Annotated in this window: 17 protein-coding genes; 7 read left to right on the forward strand and 10 right to left on the reverse strand. The window is 60.8% G+C overall.

Annotated features, from left to right (window positions below; translation table 11 throughout):
• Nucleotides 1-110: 110 nt before the first annotated feature.
• Nucleotides 111-1,592: a chromosomal replication initiator protein DnaA gene (gene dnaA / locus BGE01nite_RS10790; RefSeq protein ID WP_146850467.1), complete on the reverse strand. Its 1,482-nt coding sequence runs from the start codon at nt 1,590-1,592 to the stop codon at nt 111-113.
• 365 nt (nt 1,593-1,957) lie between these two features.
• Nucleotides 1,958-2,890 carry a ThuA domain-containing protein gene (locus tag BGE01nite_RS10795; RefSeq protein WP_146850468.1) on the reverse strand — a complete coding sequence of 311 codons (933 nt, stop codon included), beginning with the start codon at nt 2,888-2,890 and terminating at the stop codon, nt 1,958-1,960.
• A 231-nt stretch (nt 2,891-3,121) separates the two neighbouring features.
• On the opposite strand from BGE01nite_RS10795, the gene BGE01nite_RS10800 reads away from it, so the two are divergent.
• On the forward strand, nt 3,122-3,757 hold the full coding sequence (locus BGE01nite_RS10800) for an NAD(P)H-dependent oxidoreductase (RefSeq protein WP_146850469.1): 636 nt from the start codon (nt 3,122-3,124) through the stop codon (nt 3,755-3,757).
• Nucleotides 3,758-3,891: 134 nt separating this feature from the next.
• On the opposite strand, the gene BGE01nite_RS10805 is transcribed toward BGE01nite_RS10800, so the two are convergent.
• A complete protein-coding gene (locus BGE01nite_RS10805; protein ID WP_146850470.1) occupies nt 3,892-4,293 on the reverse strand; it encodes a hypothetical protein in 402 nt (133 codons plus the stop codon).
• 169 nt (nt 4,294-4,462) lie between these two features.
• Nucleotides 4,463-7,201 carry a phosphoenolpyruvate carboxylase gene (locus BGE01nite_RS10810; protein WP_170266723.1) on the reverse strand — a complete coding sequence of 913 codons (2,739 nt, stop codon included), beginning with the start codon at nt 7,199-7,201 and terminating at the stop codon, nt 4,463-4,465.
• 117 nt (nt 7,202-7,318) lie between these two features.
• Between BGE01nite_RS10810 and BGE01nite_RS10815 the strand changes: the two genes are divergently transcribed.
• Nucleotides 7,319-9,205: a hypothetical protein gene (locus tag BGE01nite_RS10815; RefSeq protein WP_170266724.1), complete on the forward strand. Its 1,887-nt coding sequence runs from the start codon at nt 7,319-7,321 to the stop codon at nt 9,203-9,205.
• A 7-nt stretch (nt 9,206-9,212) separates the two neighbouring features.
• On the opposite strand, the gene BGE01nite_RS10820 is transcribed toward BGE01nite_RS10815, so the two are convergent.
• Nucleotides 9,213-10,664: a DUF1501 domain-containing protein gene (locus BGE01nite_RS10820; RefSeq protein ID WP_146850473.1), complete on the reverse strand. Its 1,452-nt coding sequence runs from the start codon at nt 10,662-10,664 to the stop codon at nt 9,213-9,215.
• A 179-nt stretch (nt 10,665-10,843) separates the two neighbouring features.
• Here BGE01nite_RS10820 and BGE01nite_RS10825 point away from each other — a divergent pair, with 179 nt between their 5' ends.
• The gene (locus BGE01nite_RS10825) at nt 10,844-11,233 is read left to right on the forward strand and encodes a hypothetical protein (RefSeq protein WP_146850474.1); all 390 of its coding nucleotides are present in this window, start codon (nt 10,844-10,846) and stop codon (nt 11,231-11,233) included.
• Nucleotides 11,234-11,246: 13 nt separating this feature from the next.
• Here BGE01nite_RS10825 and BGE01nite_RS10830 read toward each other — a convergent pair whose 3' ends face one another.
• Both BGE01nite_RS10830 and BGE01nite_RS10835 read right to left on the reverse strand, forming a co-directional pair.
• Nucleotides 11,247-12,797, reverse strand: a complete 1,551-nt coding sequence (locus tag BGE01nite_RS10830) for a serine/threonine-protein kinase (RefSeq protein ID WP_146850475.1) — start codon at nt 12,795-12,797, stop codon at nt 11,247-11,249.
• Nucleotides 12,798-12,896: 99 nt separating this feature from the next.
• Nucleotides 12,897-13,490: a DinB family protein gene (locus tag BGE01nite_RS10835; protein WP_146850476.1), complete on the reverse strand. Its 594-nt coding sequence runs from the start codon at nt 13,488-13,490 to the stop codon at nt 12,897-12,899.
• A gap of 54 nt (nt 13,491-13,544) precedes the next feature.
• Here BGE01nite_RS10835 and BGE01nite_RS10840 point away from each other — a divergent pair, with 54 nt between their 5' ends.
• Complete coding sequence (locus tag BGE01nite_RS10840; protein WP_218032956.1) at nt 13,545-13,976, forward strand: winged helix-turn-helix transcriptional regulator; 432 nt, start codon at nt 13,545-13,547, stop codon at nt 13,974-13,976.
• Between the two features lie 92 nt (nt 13,977-14,068).
• Here the strand turns inward: BGE01nite_RS10840 and BGE01nite_RS10845 are convergent, their stop codons facing one another.
• A complete protein-coding gene (locus BGE01nite_RS10845; RefSeq protein WP_146850478.1) occupies nt 14,069-14,791 on the reverse strand; it encodes an RNA polymerase sigma factor in 723 nt (240 codons plus the stop codon).
• 105 nt (nt 14,792-14,896) lie between these two features.
• On the opposite strand from BGE01nite_RS10845, the gene BGE01nite_RS10850 reads away from it, so the two are divergent.
• Nucleotides 14,897-16,840 (forward strand): potassium transporter Kup, encoded by a 1,944-nt coding sequence (locus BGE01nite_RS10850; protein ID WP_146850479.1) that lies wholly within the window; start codon nt 14,897-14,899, stop codon nt 16,838-16,840.
• 49 nt (nt 16,841-16,889) lie between these two features.
• Here BGE01nite_RS10850 and BGE01nite_RS10855 read toward each other — a convergent pair whose 3' ends face one another.
• Nucleotides 16,890-17,312 (reverse strand): type II toxin-antitoxin system VapC family toxin, encoded by a 423-nt coding sequence (locus tag BGE01nite_RS10855; RefSeq protein WP_146850480.1) that lies wholly within the window; start codon nt 17,310-17,312, stop codon nt 16,890-16,892.
• Nucleotides 17,309-17,578 (reverse strand): AbrB/MazE/SpoVT family DNA-binding domain-containing protein, encoded by a 270-nt coding sequence (locus tag BGE01nite_RS10860; RefSeq protein ID WP_146850481.1) that lies wholly within the window; start codon nt 17,576-17,578, stop codon nt 17,309-17,311. The genes BGE01nite_RS10855 and BGE01nite_RS10860 overlap by 4 nt, the downstream gene beginning before the upstream one ends.
• Nucleotides 17,579-17,726: 148 nt before the next feature.
• Here BGE01nite_RS10860 and BGE01nite_RS10865 point away from each other — a divergent pair, with 148 nt between their 5' ends.
• Together BGE01nite_RS10865 and BGE01nite_RS10870 are read left to right on the forward strand one after the other, a co-directional pair.
• A complete protein-coding gene (locus tag BGE01nite_RS10865; RefSeq protein ID WP_146850482.1) occupies nt 17,727-18,848 on the forward strand; it encodes a sensor histidine kinase in 1,122 nt (373 codons plus the stop codon).
• Nucleotides 18,845-19,510, forward strand: a complete 666-nt coding sequence (locus tag BGE01nite_RS10870) for a response regulator transcription factor (RefSeq protein WP_146850483.1) — start codon at nt 18,845-18,847, stop codon at nt 19,508-19,510. The genes BGE01nite_RS10865 and BGE01nite_RS10870 overlap by 4 nt, the downstream gene beginning before the upstream one ends.
• The last annotated feature ends 46 nt before the right edge of the window (nt 19,511-19,556 follow it).

The following is a 19,556-nucleotide window of genomic DNA, read 5'->3' on the forward strand; positions in this document are numbered from 1 at the left end:
GCCTCTCTGCCACCGCACTCCACGACGCTCCGCGCCTTCAACGTCCACCTAACAAAAAAGGTGGTGAGCCTTCCGGCCCACCACCTTGAAATATCAAATGCGCAGACGACTCAAGCCTCGAGCAGCTTGGACTGCAGTCGGTCCACCATGCTGCGGAACTCCACAGTTTCGCTCATGCGGGAACTGATGACCTTGCAGGCGTGGATGACGGTGCCGTGGTCACGACCACCGAACTCCTCGCCAATCTGGATCAGCGGCAGCTTCACCATGTGGCGGGTGAGATACATGGCCACCTGACGCGCCTCGGCGATGTTCTTCGGACGACGCGGGCCGGTAAGGTCGCTGACGCGGAGATCATACTCCGTGGCCACGGCACGCTGCACACGGTCGACGGTCACAGACTTCGCGGGTTCCTCATCAATGACATCGTGAAGAAGCTGGGCCAGCGCGGCATCGTTGGCGATGTGTCCCTCGAGGGACACGTGGGCGGCCACACGCATGAGAGCGCCTTCCAGGCGGCGGATGTTTGTGCGGATGCGCTGGCCGATGAACTCGAGAATCCAGGGCTCAAGCGTGACATTGTAGTCATTCATCTTGCGGCGCAGGATGGCCACACGAGTCTCGAAGTCAGGCACCTGGATCTGGGTCGTGAGACCCCACTCGAAACGGGAAACGAGACGTGCCTCGAGATCCTTGATGTCACCCGGCGGACGGTCGCTGGCCAGCACGATCTGCTTCTGGCTGTTGAACAGTTCGTTAAACGTATGGAAGAACTCTTCCTGCGTGCTGTCTTTGCCGGCAAAGAACTGCACGTCATCGATCAGCAGCACGTCCACCTTGCGGTACTTCTGGCGGAACTGGCTGAAGGTCTGTTTCTTGATGGCCTCCACGTATTCGTTCGTGAACTGCTCGGAGGTCACATAGCGCACCACAGCGCGCTTCTTCCGCATGAGCACTTCCTGGCCGATGGCCTGCATGAGGTGCGTCTTGCCCAGACCGGTCGGACCGTGGAAGAACAACGGGTTGTAGATGCGTCCAGGCTTCTCAGCCACAGCCCTGGCCACAGCGGCGGAGTAGCTGCAGTTGCTGCCGACCACGAAGCTGTCGAAGTTGAACTTGGCGTTCAGACCTGCGTCCGAAAAGGAGCGGATGCTCAGCGAGTCATCATGCACATGCGGGCTCGCACGCTCATCGGAATGATTGCGGGTGGAGATGACACGCGCGGCCTTCTTTTCCAAAGAGGCATCCGCAGGCAGCGGACGCAGAGGCTCGCTGGCGACCTCATAATGAATGCTGGCAGCAGCACCGAGAACCTGCGCCACGGCATCGGCAAAGGTGCCGGAAAAGTTGCTCTCGATGAGCAGCTGATGGATCGGGTTCGGCACATGCACCGTCACGCGATGATCATCGCTGATGCGTGCTGTGGTGCCGGAGAAGCAGCGTGTGTAGTTGTCCTTGCCGAGCTTCTTCAGAAGGATGGTGCAGATGCGTTCCCAAGGGGATGGCAGCACTTCAAGAACGGGCGTCGAGCTTTCGAGGTCGCGGGCATCTGGAGTTGGGGAGGAAAGAGTGGCTTCATATGCGGTCTCCATAATGCTGATGGTTGGTGCTGGACTGACGAGAGAGGTCGTTTCGGGAGAGGACAAACACGGCGCTGCATCGAGAGAAACAGCGCCGCTTGTTTTTTCAAAAATTAACACCCCTTGTTTATGGCGAATCTGACACGATTCAAAGTAAAAGTTAAGGGTCTTTAAAAAGACTTGGGAAACATCTTGGGTGTTCCACAAAGTTTTTAACCTTCACATATCCGAAGCATTCTTTAGCAAGTGATTTGTCGACGAATAATGCTTTGATTATGCCTTCGCAGACATGGCTTTTGAGAGCATCAAACAGGCATGAAAAAGCCGGGCCTTGTGAGCCCGGCTTTTGATCGAGGGATACGCTGTGAAGCCTGAGATTACTTGGCTTTGGGCTTCGCAGGTGCTGCTGGCTTCGGCTCGATGTAAGGCGGGTTCGTGTAGGCCCCGGGAGCCACGTCCTTGATGTTCGCGGGCACCTCTGCCTGCACTTCACCCAGTGCCCAACGGATGCCACCGATGAGGATGTCCTGGAACACGGGGTTGGTCCACATGTCCTCACGGTGTCCCATGGCGGTATACCACACACGGCCATCACCTTCCTTGCGTGCCCAGGTGCTTGGGAAGGCAGGGCGCTTGTATTCATCACCCGTCATCGCAGGTGCATCCATCACGCTCAGCACATGAATGTCCGGGGAGAAGTCTTTGAGTGAATACCACTCTTCCATGAAGGCATAGTCAGCGCCCACTTTTTCAAAGCCGGGGAACTTCGGATTCACCACCGAGTTCTTCACCACCTGCTGCGCACCGTGCTTGATGAACTCGCCACCAATGAAGCGCACATACGAGTCAGCCTGCTCACCATGATTGAGATAGCGGTCCGGACCTTTTTTAGACTCATTGTTAGTATGGAAGGTATCACTGGCGGAATGCGTGCCGATGAAGCCCTTGCCAGCCTTCACGAAATCAAACAGCGCCTGCTTGCCTTCCGCAGACATCGGCGGCTGCTTGTCCGTGCCTTCTTCAAGCAGGTTGCCCGTGGTGTAAAAGAAGACCGCATCAAACTGCGCGAGGTAGTCCTTGGAGAACTTCGAGCCATCTTTGGAAAACTCGAACTCCCACCCCTGCTTGGCCCCCAGTTCCTGCAGCACTTTTTCGGCATGGCTGGGCTTGCCATTCTTCCAGGAGATCACGCTGTGCTCGAAGCCGCTGGATTTGCTGAAGAAGAGGATGCGTGACTTTTTGGCCGCAGGGGCCGCGATCACGAGGCCGATGGCGGCCACAAGGCAAAACAGAGGGGCGAAGATTTTCATGGTTAGGTAGTAGTTGGGAGCATCAACGCCGGTCCAGATCAATGGGTAAATCGACAGCCGTCTTTGTCCCTCTCTTGCGTTATCCCTTCCTCTTGCGGTGTGAAACCTTCCCGTGAAGTCATTCCACGAGCGAGAAGAATAACGCAAGAGGACAGCAAGGCACCCGTTGACGAAACTCGCCCCCCGGCCATGGACTGGAGCGTATCCTGATCCCTGCCCAGACCTTTTCCCATGACTGACATCGTCTCCGCCCTGAACTGGCGCTATGCCTGCAAGCTCTTCAACTCCACCCGGAAGATCCCCGCCGATGTCTGGCAGCAGCTCGAGCAATCCCTCATCCTCACCCCCTCCAGCTTCGGCCTCCAGCCCTGGAAGTTCCTGGTGATCGAGGACAAGGACCTGCGTGAAAAGCTGGTCCCCCATGCCTGGAACCAGCGTCAGATCGCCGACTGCTCCCATCTGGTAGTCATCACGGTGCCAAAAGTCATGAGCCCCGGGCACATCGATGCCAACGTCACCCGCATGGTCGAGGTGCGCGGCGGCACTGCCGATGCGCTCACGGGCTTCCACAAAATGGTCAGCGGCTTCCGCGACGGCATGGAGACCAAGGGCGGCCTGGAACAGTGGGCCAAGCTGCAGAGCTACATCGCCCTCGGCCAGTTCATGCTCGCCGCTGCTCTCCTGGAGGTCGATACCTGCCCCATGGAGGGCTTTGTGCCTGCCAAGTTTGATGAAGTCCTCGGCCTCACCGACAGCGGTTACACCACCGCCGTCCTCTGCCCCGCCGGCTATCGTCACCCCGATGACCGCTACGCCGGCCTGCCCAAGGTCCGCTTCGAAGGCAAGGACGTGATCGAGCACCGATAGGAGATCGAAAGCCTCGGAGAGGCGAAAGGTACTAGCGCATGGCTTTAGCCATGCGTCACGACGAGCCACGTCCCCACCCATGACAGAGTCCCGGAAGGGACGAAAGAGGCTGACGACTCGTCACAAACCCCGCATCAAAACTCCGAACGAATCCGTCGGGACAGGAACACAAGCAGCAACACCCCACCCACCACGGCCGAAGGCATCTCCATCGAACTGACCTCGGAGGCCATCACCGTCGTCGGCACGCCGCTTTCCGAGATGTATTTCCTCTCAGGCTGCGGCCCTTTGACGATGGCCAGCACACTTTCCACGATCAACCACAGCAGCATCACATACAGCACGAGGATCGCCCAGCGCCAGCGCCGGATCAGGCCAATGCCCGTGCCGATGCAAATCCACGGCCCGAGGATAATCAGGATGAAGCCTGAAAGCTCAAAGGTATTGCTCCCATAACCTCCAACCAGCTGATTGGCACCGGCAATGAGACTCATTGGGGAGGCGATGGCTCCGATCAAGACCAGCAGCCACCCCATCAAGGTCACCAAAATGGAGCGTGACGCAGGAAGCGGCGGCGGTAGAGCAGGCTGTTCGGAGTTCATCGTGAATGAACCATCCTACCTCCAATCCCCCGCCTGCAAACGCCAGAGTGCCCGCCTCCGCCTAACGTCGGATGCGGATGGCGTAGCCAGCACCTCATCAGGACTAACCCGTCGTCCGCAAACCTGAGGCCAGCGCATTGATGGACACCAGCAGATCCGGCATCATCCCCTCCGCCGACTCGATCTGACCAGCCTGAATGCGGGCACGCCAGTCACGCAGCAGATTCACCTGCTGCGCATGCAGCACCTTCAGAGGCTCCTCACGAATCTCCAGCGTATAGGCCAGACGCGGACGACGAGCCGCAAACGAGCCATCAAAGAGGTCTTCCAGCACCGTGCGCGTGCGCTCAAACTCCGCCAGGATGATGTCCAGGAAGCGGTCACGGATCTCCGTTTCGGCCACCAGGCTGCTGTAGAGCTTCATGAGCTCAATGTTCGTGCTCACCAGACTGCTTTCGATGTTCGTGAGCACATAGCTCACGAAGGGAGAGTCATGCAGGCGGGCCTTCAGATCGGCAAAGGCAGCCGCATCCGTGGTGCGCAGCTTTTCCAGCGCGGCTCCAGCGCCAAACCAGCCCGGCAGATAAAAGCGGGACTGGGTCCAGGAAAACACCCACGGGATGGCACGCAGGTCATCCAGCGAGGCCTGGCCGGTGCGGCGTGACGGACGCGAGCCGATGCGCGCATTCTCCAGCGCGTCGATCGGTGTGGCCTGGCGGTAAAAGCGCATGAAGTCTGGTGTCTCCAGCAGCGCGCGATACGCCGTGCGACTGTCACTGGCGATCTGGTCCAGCACCCGTGCCAGGGCCTGGTCTGCCGGCTTGCCATGACGATGCCGCGCCGTGGCCGAGGCCGCGGAAGCCATAAGCAGCTCCGTGTGATACACGGCGGAGCCAAGGTGCGCGTATTTCTGCGCGATAGTCTCCCCCTGCTCTGTCATGCGCATCCAGCCACCTAACGAACCCTGTGGCAAAGCCTGCATGAACCAGTGGGTCGGCCCCGCGCCACGTCCCACCGTGCCGCCTCGGCCGTGGAAGAAAACGGCTTCCACCCCATGCTTCGCCGTGGTGGCAGACAGGGCTGCCTGGGCGCGATGCAGCGCCCACTGACTGGCCATGATGCCGCAATCTTTGTTAGAATCTGAATAGCCCACCATCATCTGAAACGCGGGCTTCTCTGCCTTCAGACTGCGCTTGGTGACGGGGTGCTGGAGGAACTCGTCCACGATTCCCGGCCCTGCATCCAGGTCGGCCATGGTCTCAAACAACGGCGTCACAGGCAGCGGGCAGCGCAGGCCGCCTTCACTCCAGGTCATGAGACCCGCCTCACGGGCCAGCACATAGACCGTCAGCAGGTCCTCCATGTTCCGGGTCATCGAGACGATCAGCGATCCCAGCCCCGCCGTGCCATGAGCGGCGATGTGAGCCGCCAGCACTCGATGACAGGCCAGCACCGTGTCAGCCTCAGGTCCGGCAGACATGCCTGCGGCCAGGAAGGGACGGGGCGATTGCAGTTCCTTCTCCAAAAGCGCCCGCTTCTCCGCCAGCGACCAGTCTTTGAGCGGCTTCTCGCCTAACAAACCAGCCGCGCTCAGAAGCTGCTCCAGCGCCTTCTCATGGAAGGCGGAGTTCTGGCGCACATCCAGCGCAGCGCAGTGGAAGCCAAAGGCCTCCAGGCGACGACGGAAAGGCACGATGTATTCCACCACCAGCGCATGATCACCCACGCTCTCCAGCGCCTCGGCATACGCGTTGATGTCCTGCAGCAGTTCGGCGGGAGCTGTATAGGCACCAGCGCTGCCCGGCTTCTCGAGAGCCGCGATCAATCGCGCCCGGATGAGGTAAGCGGCGGCACGCCAGGGCTCTTCCTTGTTCCGGTCCAGGATGTAGCCCACATCGGGATTGGCATCACCACCCAGCACGGTGCCGAGGCGGGAGGTCAGCTCCACCAGCACGGGAGGCGTCTTTTGGAACAAAGAGCTCAGCGGCGAATGATGCGCCAGCTGCTCCACCGCACGACGATGCACCCGCAGAGCATTCTTGCGCAGCTCACGCAGGGCGTTGGCCGTGACGTCCGCCGTCACAAAGGGGTGGCCATCACGGTCACCCCCGATCCAGGTGCCAAAGCGAATGAGCGGCGGCAGGGCATCCACACCCGCAGGATCAAACCCCGCACTGATCCAGGCCTCGCGCAGATGGATGTGCGCACGGGACAGCGCCTCAGGAAACACCTCGCGCAGGTAATGCAGCGCGTTTTGCAGCTCGGCATCGATCGTGGGCCGGGTCACATGGATCTCTCCGGTGCGCCAAAGGTTCTCCAGCTGCACCTCGAGCTGGGACTGGATGCGCGCCTGCTCACGTGGCGTGTAGTCCTTGTTCTCATGGCGGTTCATCAGTGCGTAGATCTCCAGATGCAGATCACGCACGGACTCACGCTTGGCCTCGGTCGGGTGCGCAGTGAGCACCGGCTCCACACACACCTCGCGCAGCACCTGCAGCAGGTCAGCCTCGCTCACGCCCAGAGCCTTCATCTCCTTCAAGTTCTCCGGCCACATGCCCGGCTCAGACTCAGGGCCGCGCTCCTTTTCCCGCAGACGGCGGGTCTGGGAGGCAGCGCGCTCCTCCACGATGTTCAGAAGCTGGAAGGCGATGGACAGTGCCTGCCCCAGCGCACGGTTCGGCTCCGCCCCCACCGTCTGGCAATGGCCAATCCAGGGCAGCTTCTCCGCCAGCCCACCCTCACCCACGCGATGGAGCACGGCAGCAAAGGCCGTCATCAGAAAGCTCAAATCATCTTCCAGGAGGCGGAAGCCGCGCTCCCGCAGGGGGTTGGTGGGGGTCATTCTCCACTCCATAAGCAGGAACAATGCCGCTGCACCTTTCTCGAGTGATGTTTTGCATCTTCCCTGGGACAAAAACCTTCCTGTTTGCCGCCACCCATGATTTAAGGGGCCTTCTCCATGAAAACCCCTGCTCAGCAGCCCTCCGCCCTTCTGGAAGCCCTGGAACCTCGTCTGTCCCCGGCCGGGATTGTGACCGTCAGCGTCGCCGGAGGCGTGCTGACCCTGACGGGGGATGGGGCGGCCAACATGATCGAAATCGTCTCTTCCCATGCCAATGAGTGGCAGCTGCAGGATCCAAATCTCGGCGAGCAGGACCCGTCATTGGATACCAAGTTTGTCTTTGCCGGGCAATCAGTCGACACGGCCGTCAAAGATCTGAAATTGCCCACCTACGCCGGCCTGAAAGTCGTGCTCAACGGTGGCAATGACAAGGTGGATGCGGTCAACCTCTTCACCAACGGCCCGGTGACACTCCAGGGCGGAGATGGCGATGACGACATGTTCATCTCCGGCACCTACAACGGCGCCGTGAGCTTTGATGGAGGCAATGGCAACGATGACGTCGGTGTCTACGGCGGCTACATCAACGGCACCGTCACGGCCAAAACCGGCGCGGGAAATGACACCGTCTATTTCGGTTCCGGAAACTACACCAAAGGCATCACGGCCGATCTCGGCACCGGGGACAACGTTTTCACCCTGCTCACCGACAACTCGTTGAATGTCTTTGGCAATATCAGCATCACCACCGCGGGTGGGGCTACCAATGAGCAGGACTACTACTTCGGTATCAAGAGCGGTGTCATCACGGGGAATGTGACCCTCAAAACGACTGCCGGAGCGGCCTACTACTTCCTCGGGCGGGATGCCAATGACGCCCTGCGCATCAATGGCAGCCTGAACATCACAGGCAGCGCAGGCGCTGACTCCATGCTTCTCGCAGGCAGCATCTCGATCGGCGGCGCGCTCACCGCCAGCCTGGGCGCGGGATCGAACGGGATCTTCAATGGCATCGACACGAACAACAACGACGCCACCCGCCTGGTGCAGCTCACCCTCGGTTCACTGGCCTACACGGGCGGTGCGGGCAGGGACACGGTCTATCTGGAGTGCCCTGAGGTCGTCATCGGCGGAAATGTCGCCGCCACCATGGGTGCAGGTAAAAATGCCATGAGCTTCTTCAACAGCACGGGCACTTTCATCGGCGGTTCCCTCGCCTACACCGGCGGCACGGGCGATGACCGGTTCGACTTCGCAGGTGCTGCGGTGACGGTGGGCGGCAAGTTCACCTTCAAAGGCATGGGCGCGCAGTCGCAGGATGCCGGTGCCGCGAACACTGACAGCGTCTTCATCTACTCCGACTATGCCGTCCTCCACACCGTGGAACTCATCGGAGGTGCCACAGGGAGGGACATCTTTCACCTCGGTGTCGCTGAGGGGGCAGACTTGAACTTCACCTCCACCCTCATCTCGGTTCTTGGCGACGTCATCACCAACACCGGCGCTGGCTACAGCGATGTGGAGCTCACGGACACAATCGTCCACGGCAAGGTCACCCATACGAGCGCCGTCGCCGCCTCCACGGCTTCCGACTACTACTTCATTGAGGATGGTTATGTCACCGGCGCCCTAACCATCAATGCTGCAGGAGCGGCCAATGCCCAGATCGTGATCAATGACACCCTCTGCATCTCCACGGTGACCATCACCACAGGTGCAGGTGACGACCGCGTGGATTTTGACACCCGAACCACCGAGAGCATCGGCATCTGCGTGTTCTATGGAGCGGTGAGCATCTCCCTCGGCACCGGCAATGATGACTGGGTGGCAGGCTGGAATCCCGTCACCGATACCGTGGGGAATAACTTCCGGAGCTCCGTCAAAGTCGATGGTGGCACCGGCAACAATCACTCCTACTACGGCCGCAACAGCAACTGGAACAACACCTTCGTCTACGATCCGGTGTTCCTCGGTGTGATGGCCTATGATCAGGCGGTGCCTTGAGCCTCGCTCAAACCAGCACATCCTTCACCACATTTGCCTGCTCCACGCCGGTGAGACGGAAGTCCAGGCCCTGCGCTCTGAACGTGAAGCGCTCATGCTCGATGCCGAGCAGATGCATCACGGTCGCATGCAAGTCACGCACATGCACGGGCTTCTCAGCCACGTTGTAGCTGAACTCGTCGGTTGAACCATAGGTTAGGCCTGGCTTCACACCGCCGCCTGCCATCCACATGGTGAAGCAGCGCGGATGATGGTCTCTTCCCGCCTCCGGGCTGTCCCATTTCCCCTGCCCTGCCACTCCGCGGCCAAACTCACCGCCCCAAATGACGAGGGTCTCGTCTAGCAGCCCGCGCTGCTTGAGATCCTTGATGAGGGCAGCACTCGGTTGATCCGTATCTCGGCAACGCGCCGTGCACCAGCTCGGCAGACGGCTGTGATGATCCCAGTCTGGATGGAAGAGCTGGATGAACCTCACCCCGCGCTCCACGAGGCGACGTGCCAGAATGCAGTTCGCCGCATAGCTGCCAGCTCTGCGTGAGTCCGGCCCATACATCTCAAAGACATGCTCCGGCTCCTCTCCCAGGTCGGTGAGCTCCGGCACGCTGGACTGCATACGATACGCCATCTCATACTGACGGATGCGCGTGAGGATCTCGGGATCCTGGGTCTTTTCGAAACGCTTTTGGTTAAGCTCGGCAAGCCCGTCCAGCATGCCCCGGCGCAGATGGCGCGGCAGCCCGTCTGGATCACTGAGATACAGCACCGGCTCCTTGGAATTGCGCAGCTTCACCCCCTGATAACGGCTCGGCAGGAAGCCGCTGCCCCAGTAATGATCATAGAGCGGCTGGTCGCTCGGGCGCTGCATCTTCGAGATCAGCACCAGATAGTCCGGCAGATTGCGGTTCAAACTGCCCAGCCCATAGCTCACCCACGCGCCCATGCTCGGCTTGCCTGCGATCTGGTTCCCCGTGAGGAACAGCGTCATGGCCGGCGCATGGTTGATCTGGTCCGTGGTCATCGACTTGATGAAGCACAGGTCATCCGCCACTCCTTGCAGATGCGGCAGCCACTCGCTGATCGTCGCGCCGCTCTGACCACATTGGGAAAACTTCGTGATGCCCGGCAGGATGAGCTGCTTCTGGTTCGCCGTCATCGTCGTCAGACGCTGACCGTTGCGCACGGATTCCGGCAGTTCCACGCCCGCCCACTTCATCAGGCCCGGCTTGTGATCGTACAGCTCGAGCTGCGATGGCCCGCCGGACTGCGTGAGGAAGATGACCCGCTTCGCCTTCGGCGCGAAGTGCGGCAGTCCTGGAAGCCCGGGGACACCCGACTCCACCGCCCCTGCGCTGCCCATCATCGAACCCAGCGCCATCGCCCCCACCGAAACCCCGGTGCATTGCCCCAGGAAATAGCGGCGTGTGGTATGGAGAGATTCGTGCTGAGGGTGATCGAGCATGCGTGTCAGGTAGCATCAACGTCCTCCAGCCCCCTTCAATGACGTCTTGGCTGGATTTTGCATGGTCACGCGAGTTTGCTGCAAGCCCGCCGCGGAACTCGGCCGCACTTGCACACACTGCCCAACGCGGCCACAGCAAGGACAAGCCAGCGAAGCCCAAGCCCGCTACCGACCACGATATGAAAAAGCTCCCTTTTGAATCCCTGCCCAGTGTCTCTGAGCTTTTTGATCATGCCCGGACGCTGGTCAAAGAGGGTAAAGTCGAGGGCAGAGACGCCCAGGGCCTGGCTCGCGACATCATCACGGACGCCGTTCACGACTGGCCTGAGCTCAACAAGAATGCCTTGATCAACAAGCTGCGGAAGATGCTGGTCATCATCCACCGCCGGGAAGACGGCACGCCGGACAGCTTTGAGGGCGTCATCCTGAACCCTCACAACAGCCAGTCTTACCCAGTCTGGGTGAAAGGCCTGGATGGCACCGAGTGGAAGGGTACCTATCACAAGAATCAAGACCCACAGGTGACGCATTTGGAGCGCATTGAGCCCGCCCCGCCACATCAGCCTTAAAAGGCCCGTCAGACTATTTCGAGGCGGGCTCCACCAAGGTCACCGACCGCCATTCGACACGATCAAACTTTGTCGGGCTCATGTAGGAACCCACGCCTAGCGCTGCTCGTCGCGCCCGTGAGTTCCACTCCCAGGGCGCTGTGGTGTTCAGCTTCTTGCCCGCAAGGTCGAACTCCTTCTGAAACACGCCGTCGACACTTACCCGCACCACATTCGGCCTCACCTCCAGGAGAAGCTCATAACTGCGCCCATTCTCCAGCGGAAAGCGGAAGCCGTAGCCCTTTCTCAAGTCCTCATCGTCGATCATCTGCACGCCTGCGAGGGCCTCGGCCCACGCATCCAGCTCCACGCTTCCGGTGGTGCCCTGAGCCATGAAAAACAACGCCACGGAATACTGCCCCGAGAGCCTCGTGAACTTCATCCGCGCATCATAACTCTCCGGCAGCTCATGCTCCAGAATGATGGCACAGATCTGGTCATTGGAACTCAGGATGCCGTTGTCATTCTTCCAGTCACCACCGACCACATCCTCATAGATCCGCGCTCCGGCGATCGCATCGCGCCACGGTCCAAACTGCTTTTCGACGACCTTCTTCTGTGACTGCATGATCCACAGAGCACCCAGAGCTCCCAAGCCCAGCACAAGCAACATCGCGACGGCTCCAATGATGCCCGCACGCGGCAGCCGAAACCGTGTTCGTGCCGGGCGATGCAGTGCCAAAATGAAATCCTCGATCTTCGCGAAGCGCTCCTCTGGATTCGGCTTCATGGCGCGCATCACAGCCTCACTGACATGCACCGGCACCTCAGGCCTCACACGATTCGGCGAATCAAAACTACCACGAGGTGTCTGCCCAGTAAGCAGTTCATAAGCGATGACACCGAGCGCGAAGACATCCAGCCGAGCATCCAGAACGCCGCCCTTGAGCTGCTCGGGAGCCATGTAGTCCACCGTGCCCACTGTCGTGCCCGTGAGTGTGAGACGTGCGCTGCTTTCATGCAGAGGCAGCGCCAGTCCAAAGTCCGTCACGCGCGCCGTGCCGTCACTCGTGAGCAGCACATTTTCCGGCTTCATGTCCCGATGAATCACTCCTGAGACATGCGCCACTTCCAGTCCTGCCGCGATTTGCCGCAGGATGCGCAGCGCCTCATCCACTGGCAGCCCTTTCGGATGCTGGCGCAGCTTCTCACGCAAGCTGCCACCTTCGATGAACTCCATCACGATGGCCGCGCTGCCATCTTCCAGCTTCTGAAAGTCATGCACGGCCACGATGTTCGGATGTCGCAGCCTGGCCATCAGTCGAGCCTCGCGCTCCAGCCTCTCTAAAAACAGCGGATCATCCGCGAGCTCACCCGCCAGCACCTTCACCGCCACCTCACGGTCCAGGCTCACCTGCCGCGCCAGATACACCGCGCCCATGCCACCACGGCCCAGCGGAGCCTCGATCTCGCACCCAGGCACCACCACTTCCTCAGAACCAGACTTCGATCCCAGCCCCTGCGCCATCAGCGCCTCCGGGTCCAGCCCGGAGAGTCGGCGATGCGGTGGCGTGCGGTCTGTCATTCGTCATACCGCTGCCGCAAACACCCCGCCCCTGCAACTGCGCAAACACCCCCCATCAAGGAGCGGGACTTGCCAAGTCCCGTCCGGGGGCCCTTGCCTTCAATCCGCCTTTCGCAGCCCCGCAATAATCTGCCTGATCTGCGCCCGATGCAGCGCCATGTGCATGGCCGCCACCGCATGCCACTTCGCCGCGTCAAGCGCGCCGAACCAAGGATGCTCAAAGCGCGACTGAGTCTTCAGATCCTTCACGCTCTCCACCACCGAAAGCACGAAGCCGCAGGACTTCTCATACTCAGCTTCCACATCTTGCGTCACCGCCGGATCAGGCTTCACCGCTGCCGTGCTCGCCTTCCCCGGAGGCACCACACCCTTTGCCAGGCTCTTGATCACCATCGCGAAGGAGATGTTCGTGATGCGCAGATGATCCAGCGTCATCCACACCGACCAGTAGCGGCTGCTGTCCTCCAGACCTCGCGGTCGCGGAATGAGCACGCGAGTCCCTCGCCAAGCAGGATCGCATGAATCCACCAACTCACGGATTGTAGCCCGCTCGCGCATAAAATCAGCCGTGTGCTTCTCTTTGCTTCCGCGAAGGCAGCGCAGCCCGAACATCAGCCAGGCCATGTAGAGCTCGACGACAGGCAGACCTGCTCCCGGAGGAGCCAGCGTGGGTTCAGCGGTGGTGGTGCTCATGGCAAAGCACGGCTGCCATTTTACTTTTACTTTGCAAGTAAATTAACTTTTGAAATGCAAGCATTCCTAAAGGATCATGTCACCATGCCCGCCGCCAAGAAGCGCCCAACACCCCGCTCCCGCGCCAAGACGCCTCCCCCGCCATCACGCCGATCCCCCTGCCCCGTGGCCTGCGCGCTGGACCTCTTCGGCGACCGCTGGACGCTGCTGGTGATCCGCGACCTCATGCTCGGCCGCACCAGATTCAAAGACTTCACCGCCTCCCCCGAAAGTATCCCCACGAACATTCTCAGCGACCGCCTGGGGCGCCTCATGGAAAGCGGCATCATTCACCAAATCCCCGCTGCCGATGGCACCAAGCGCCTCGCCTACACCCTCACCGAAAAAGGTACCTCCCTCAAACCCATCCTCAAATCCATCCGCGACTGGGGCCTCACCTGGGAACCGGGGACACAGGTCATGCAAGCAAACCCAGCTAACCACTAATAGTCACTGATGTTCACTTATGACCAAGCCATAAAGGTTTGGAACATAAGTGCCTATCAGTGGCCATTAGTGGTAAATAAATTCTGCTTCCATCAAGCGACGGCCAGCACCTGCATCAGATACCCCATCTCCTCATCCACCGGCGCACCATCCGGCTGGGTCTCAGCCACCGCCGACCTCAGCGACTCACGAAACCGCGTGCGCAGCCGGTGCACCGCCACTTTAAAAGTGTTCGCGCTCATGCCCAGCCTCTCGCCCGCGGCCGCATAGTCATCCGAACCACCTTCACCCGTGAGGAAAGGTCGCATCACCGCAAACTCGGCGGACTTGCCACGCGCCGTCACATGCTGCTCCACACTCGCCAACGCCTGATCCAGCACCGTGAGCGCCCATTGACGGTCATACATATGATCCGCGCTCTCGCCCTCGATCTGCTCCACCTCATACCAAGCCTCGGCCTTAGCCGCATCAAAGGAGATGATGTTCCCGCCACCGCGTTTCTGGCGTGATTCCTTCCGCTGCTCGTCATGCACATGCCGGCGAAACGCTGTGAGCATGAAAGTGCGCAGCTTGCCCAGGCTCGGATCGGCGGCGGCAAAGAGCTGCTTCGTCAGCACCTGCACAAAAAAACCCTGCACATAGTCTTCCGCATCTTCTGGCGATGCCCCGAATCGCCGGCTCCACGAATACAGCGGAAACCAATACGCCTGGCACAGATCTCCCAAAGCCCGCGCCGCCAGCTCCCCCTGCCCCTGCGATTGCAGCACAAGGCTCCAGCGGGTGGGTTTAAAAGCAGCGGGGAGGGTTTCAGGCATGTGCGGATACCCTAGAGCAGAAATTCCGGTCTTCACACTTTCTTAACACCCTTCCGCAGGTCGTTCACTGGTAGCGCGGGGCCGCTGAACAAGGGTGGGCCTGTCATGAATGACTCCGACAAGCCCGGTCTCCATAAGCTCTCCACCTCCACCCTCGTCATCGCCGCACTCGGCGTGGTCTTCGGCGATATCGGCACCAGCCCTATCTACACATTAAAAGAGTGTTTCAGCCCGCACAGCCCGCATCACATCGCCGCCACGCATGCGCATATTCTCGGCGTGGTTTCGCTCGTCCTCTGGGCGCTGATCCTGCTCGTGTGCATCAAGTATCTCGTCTTCGTGCTGCGGGCGGACAACAAGGGTGAAGGCGGCGTGCTCTCGCTCATGGCCCTGGCCGCGCACGGCTTGAGTGAAGCTTCCAAACGACGCGCGGTGATCGTGCTGCTCGGCTTGTTCGGCGCCGCGCTGCTTTTTGGTGATGGCATCATCACGCCCGCCATCTCCGTTTTGAGTGCCGTGGAAGGTCTGAAGGACGGCGGCCTGCTCGGTCATGCACCAGCAGATCTCCACGCGGCCACCGCCTGGGAACATCATACGCAGTGGCTCATCGTCATCATCACCGTGGGCATCTTGATCGGGCTCTTTTCCGTGCAGTTTCTTGGCACAGCACGGGTCGGCAGATTCTTCGGCCCCATCACCGCGCTGTGGTTTGTCAGCCTCGCCGCACTCGGGGTTCCGCATCTTCTGCGCGGACCAGAGATCCTCGCCGCTTTCAATCCCTGGCACGGCTGGCACTTCCTCATGACGGGTGGTCATGAGGGCTTCGTCATTCTCGGTTCGGTCTTCCTCGCCGTCACCGGTGGCGAGGCGCTCTATGCTGACATGGGCCACTTCGGAGCCAGCCCCATCCGCCGCGCCTGGTTCACGCTGGTGCTGCCAGCCCTGGCGCTGAATTACCTCGGCCAGGGTGCCATGCTCATGCATGAGCCAGAGCTAGCCCATGCGCCCTTCTTCCAAATGGCACCTTCATGGGCCGCGCTCCCACTGGTGCTGCTCGCCACAGCCGCCACGGTTATCGCCTCGCAAGCGCTGATCACCGGCACCTACTCGCTGACCCTCAGCGCGGTGCAGCTCGGCTACCTGCCGCGCATCAGCATCCGTCACACCTCCGAGCACGCACGCGGCCAGATCTACATTCCGCTGGTGAACTGGCTGCTCATGGTGGCCTGTCTCGCCCTCGTGCTGGTGTTTCGCACCTCATCCAACCTCGCCGCCGCCTATGGCGTGGCGGTGACGATGACCATGCTCATCACCACCATCCTCTTCTACTTCGCCGCACGTTCGCTCTGGCAGTGGAGCATCGCGAAAGCGCTGTTGTTATGCAGTTTGTTCGGCCTGATCGAGCTCGCCTTCCTCAGCGCGAACCTGCTCAAATTCTTCGATGGCGGCTGGCTCCCCATCGTCGTCGGCATCATCCTCTTCCTGCTCATGACCACCTGGGCCACGGGCCGCCGCCTCGTGCGTGCCCGCATGGATGAAAGCGCCCTCTCGCAGGAGATGCTGGTCACCAGCCTCATGCGCCGCCAGCCCATCACCGTGCCCGGCACCGCCGTCTTCATGACCAGCACCAGCGGCCGCACACCCGTGGCCCTTTTGCACAGCCTGAAGCACTACCACGCCATCCATCAGCGAGTGATCTTCATGACCCTCGTCGTCGAAGACGAACCCTGGGTGCCGCCGAGCCGTCGCGTGCTCGTCGAATCCCTAGGCGAAGGTTTCTGGCGCGTCACGGGTCGATACGGCTTCATGCAAAAGCCCGATGTCCCGCGCCTGCTCCGCCAATGCGCCGCGCATCACCTCGAAGTCGCCGCCGAGACCACCACCTTCTTCCTCGGTCGCGAGATCATCCTCCCCAGCTCCAAGCCCGGCATGGCCCGCTGGCGCGGCAAAATGTTCGCCCTCGCCAGCCGCCTCGCCGAACAACCCGCCACCTACTTCCAAATCCCCGTCGGCCGCGTCATCGAGCTCGGGCAGCAGGTGGAGATATAAAGTGTCTAAAGCATCGATGATCCATCTCTCGCTCCATCTCAGAGGCCACTCAAGAAGGTCGCTCAACCTTTGGGTCTCCTTCGCGACTGAGGCATTCGAAATCGGAGACGTTGATCGTGATGATCTTGTCTGCTCCAACTTTCTTGGCGGCGATGAAATGCATGTAGTCGTAGACGGCCCCACCACGAACACCTTGCTGTCGCGCTTGAGCCTGTGCATCCAAGATGTCATCGACGGTGAGTTCAACGAATTGCACACAGGGACGAATACTTTCTCGGATCATCCGCGCCGCGAAGTCAGCATCGATTCGTGTCCCTAACCTGCCGCCAGTCAGAGTGGCAAAAGTCTCATTGAGGGCATGGGGACTTGTCCAGATTCCAGCCTGTCCCATGAGTGCATCGCAAGCCGGATAGTCGGGATCATCGGGCAGAAGCGATGAGACCAGGATTGAACTGTCCAGATAACGCGTCATTTGCGGAGGGCACGGTTGGCGAGCGCCTCACGCTCCTCACGCACGGCACTCCCCACATCCATCTGCAATCCTGTCGGGGCGAGCACCAGACGGCCGCTGGGCGAAAGCATGGCTTCCGTGGCAACTGGAATGTCTTTGACGATCTCGATTCGTCCCGGCGTGACTTCGGCACGGATACGTACACCCGGTGCCAAGCCAAAGACACGGAGCAATGGCTCCGGGAGCGCGATCTGGCCCGATTGGTCAATGGTAAGGGTCGCCGTCATAAGGATAAGTTAGGCTTATCGGACAAAAGCTCAACCCCGGGTTTGCCCCTCTCAGAGAGGTCCTTGGGTACTCTTGTTTCACAGCTTCTTAACGGCCTAAGCACACCTGTTTACTGGCGGCGCCATGTTTTAAAGGCACCATGGAACCATGAACTCCTCCGAGACCCACTCCCCCAAGCCACCCCGCCCGCCGGTGCCGGTGGCGGTGGCGGTGGTGGGGCAGTTTAGCTGGGGGCTGACGACCTTGTTTGTGCTGGCCTCGGCTTGCTGGGCGGTGCTGCCGTACACGGGGCACATGTTTGCGGCGCTGGTGTTTCTGCTGGCGATCGTGCTGGCGGGCACGCGGTGGAATCGCAGCGCGGTGCTGACGATGGCGGTGGCAAGCGCGCTGGTGTGGAATTTCATTTTTGTGCCGCCGAGGTTCACGCTGCACATTGAGAGTCCGCAGGACGTGGTGATGTTTGTGATGTTCTTCATCGTGGCGCTGAGCATGGGGCATCTGACGACCCGCTTGCGCGAACGCGAGGCGGCGCTGGAGCGGCATCATCAGGAGCGCGAGCAGCTCCTGGCGGAGAAGCATCGCGCGGAACTGCTAGCGGAGGCGGAGACGCTGCATCGCACGCTGCTGGACAGTGTCTCGCATGAGCTGAAGACACCGATCTCCATCATCCGCACGGCGATTGACGGCCTCGGCACCGAGAATCCCTTTGCGCGTGAGATCGAGACCGCGAACCGGAGGCTGCAGCGGATCGTTGAGAACTTTTTGGAGATCACACGCGTGGAATCCGAAGCCGTGAAACCGCGCCCCGAATGGTGCGAGGCCACGGATGTGCTGGACCAAGCCACGCGGACACTGAAGCGCGAGCTCGGCGCGCATCCGCTGAAGGTCAGCGGGTTTGCGGATCTGCCGCTGCTGATGCTGGACAGCCGCCTGCTCGCCCAGGCCGTGAGCAATGTGCTGCACAACGCCACGCTGTATGCGCCGATGGGCACGCCGATTGAGCTCAGCGCCACGCTGGCGGACGAGCAACTGGAAGTGCGCGTGCGTGATCATGGCCCTGGTTTGCCCGAGGATGTGGACGACCGCGTGTTTGAGAAATTTTACCGCACTCCTGGTTCGCCCGCCGGTGGCACGGGCCTGGGCCTGGCCATCTCCCGCGGCCTGATGCGGGCACTGAAGGGCGACATCACCGTGCGAAACCATCCGGAAGGCGGCGCTGAATTCACGCTTCACCTGCCGGTCAAAATCCGCCAGTCTCCCGAGCCATGAGCAAAGCCCTGATCATCGATGACGAAACGCAGATGCGCCGGCTGCTGCGCATGGTGCTGGAAACTCGCGGGCATGAGGTGTGCGAGGCCGCGGACGGCCAGCTCGGTTTGCAGGAAGCGGCGTTTCATCGTCCAGATGTCGTCTTGTTAGACCTCGGGCTGCCGGGGCTGAGCGGCATCGAGGTGCTGAAGCGGCTACGCGAATGGAGTGATGTGCCGGTGCTCATCCTCAGCGTGCGTGACCAGGAAGCCGTGAAGGTGGAGGCACTGGAAGCCGGGGCCGATGACTATGTCACCAAGCCCTTTGGCACGGCGGAACTGCTGGCGCGGCTGAATGTCATTCAGCGGCGTCGTTTCACCCGGCAGAGTCCGCAGATCACGGCAGGCGCGCTGGTGCTGGATCTCTTGCATCATGAGGCGACTCTGGAGGATGCGCCTTTAAAGCTCACGCCCACGGAGTTTGCGCTGATCAAAGTGCTGGCGGAGCACGCCGGGCGCATCGTCACGCAAAACCAGATCATCCGCCAGGTCTGGGCCGGGCAGAGCAGCGATGCCAGCGAGGGCCTGCGCGTGCACATCAACCACCTGCGCAAGAAGCTCGGCGAGACCGGGCCGAAGATCGTGAATGAGCCAGGGATCGGGTATCGGCTGGAGGCGGAGTGATGTGTGGTGGCAGGAAAGATTTTTGAGGGTACCGTGTAACCGCCTG

The sequence above is a fragment of the Prosthecobacter gellanilyticus genome (genome assembly GCF_007992435.1).
Lineage (GTDB): Bacteria > Verrucomicrobiota > Verrucomicrobiia > Verrucomicrobiales > Verrucomicrobiaceae > Prosthecobacter > Prosthecobacter gellanilyticus.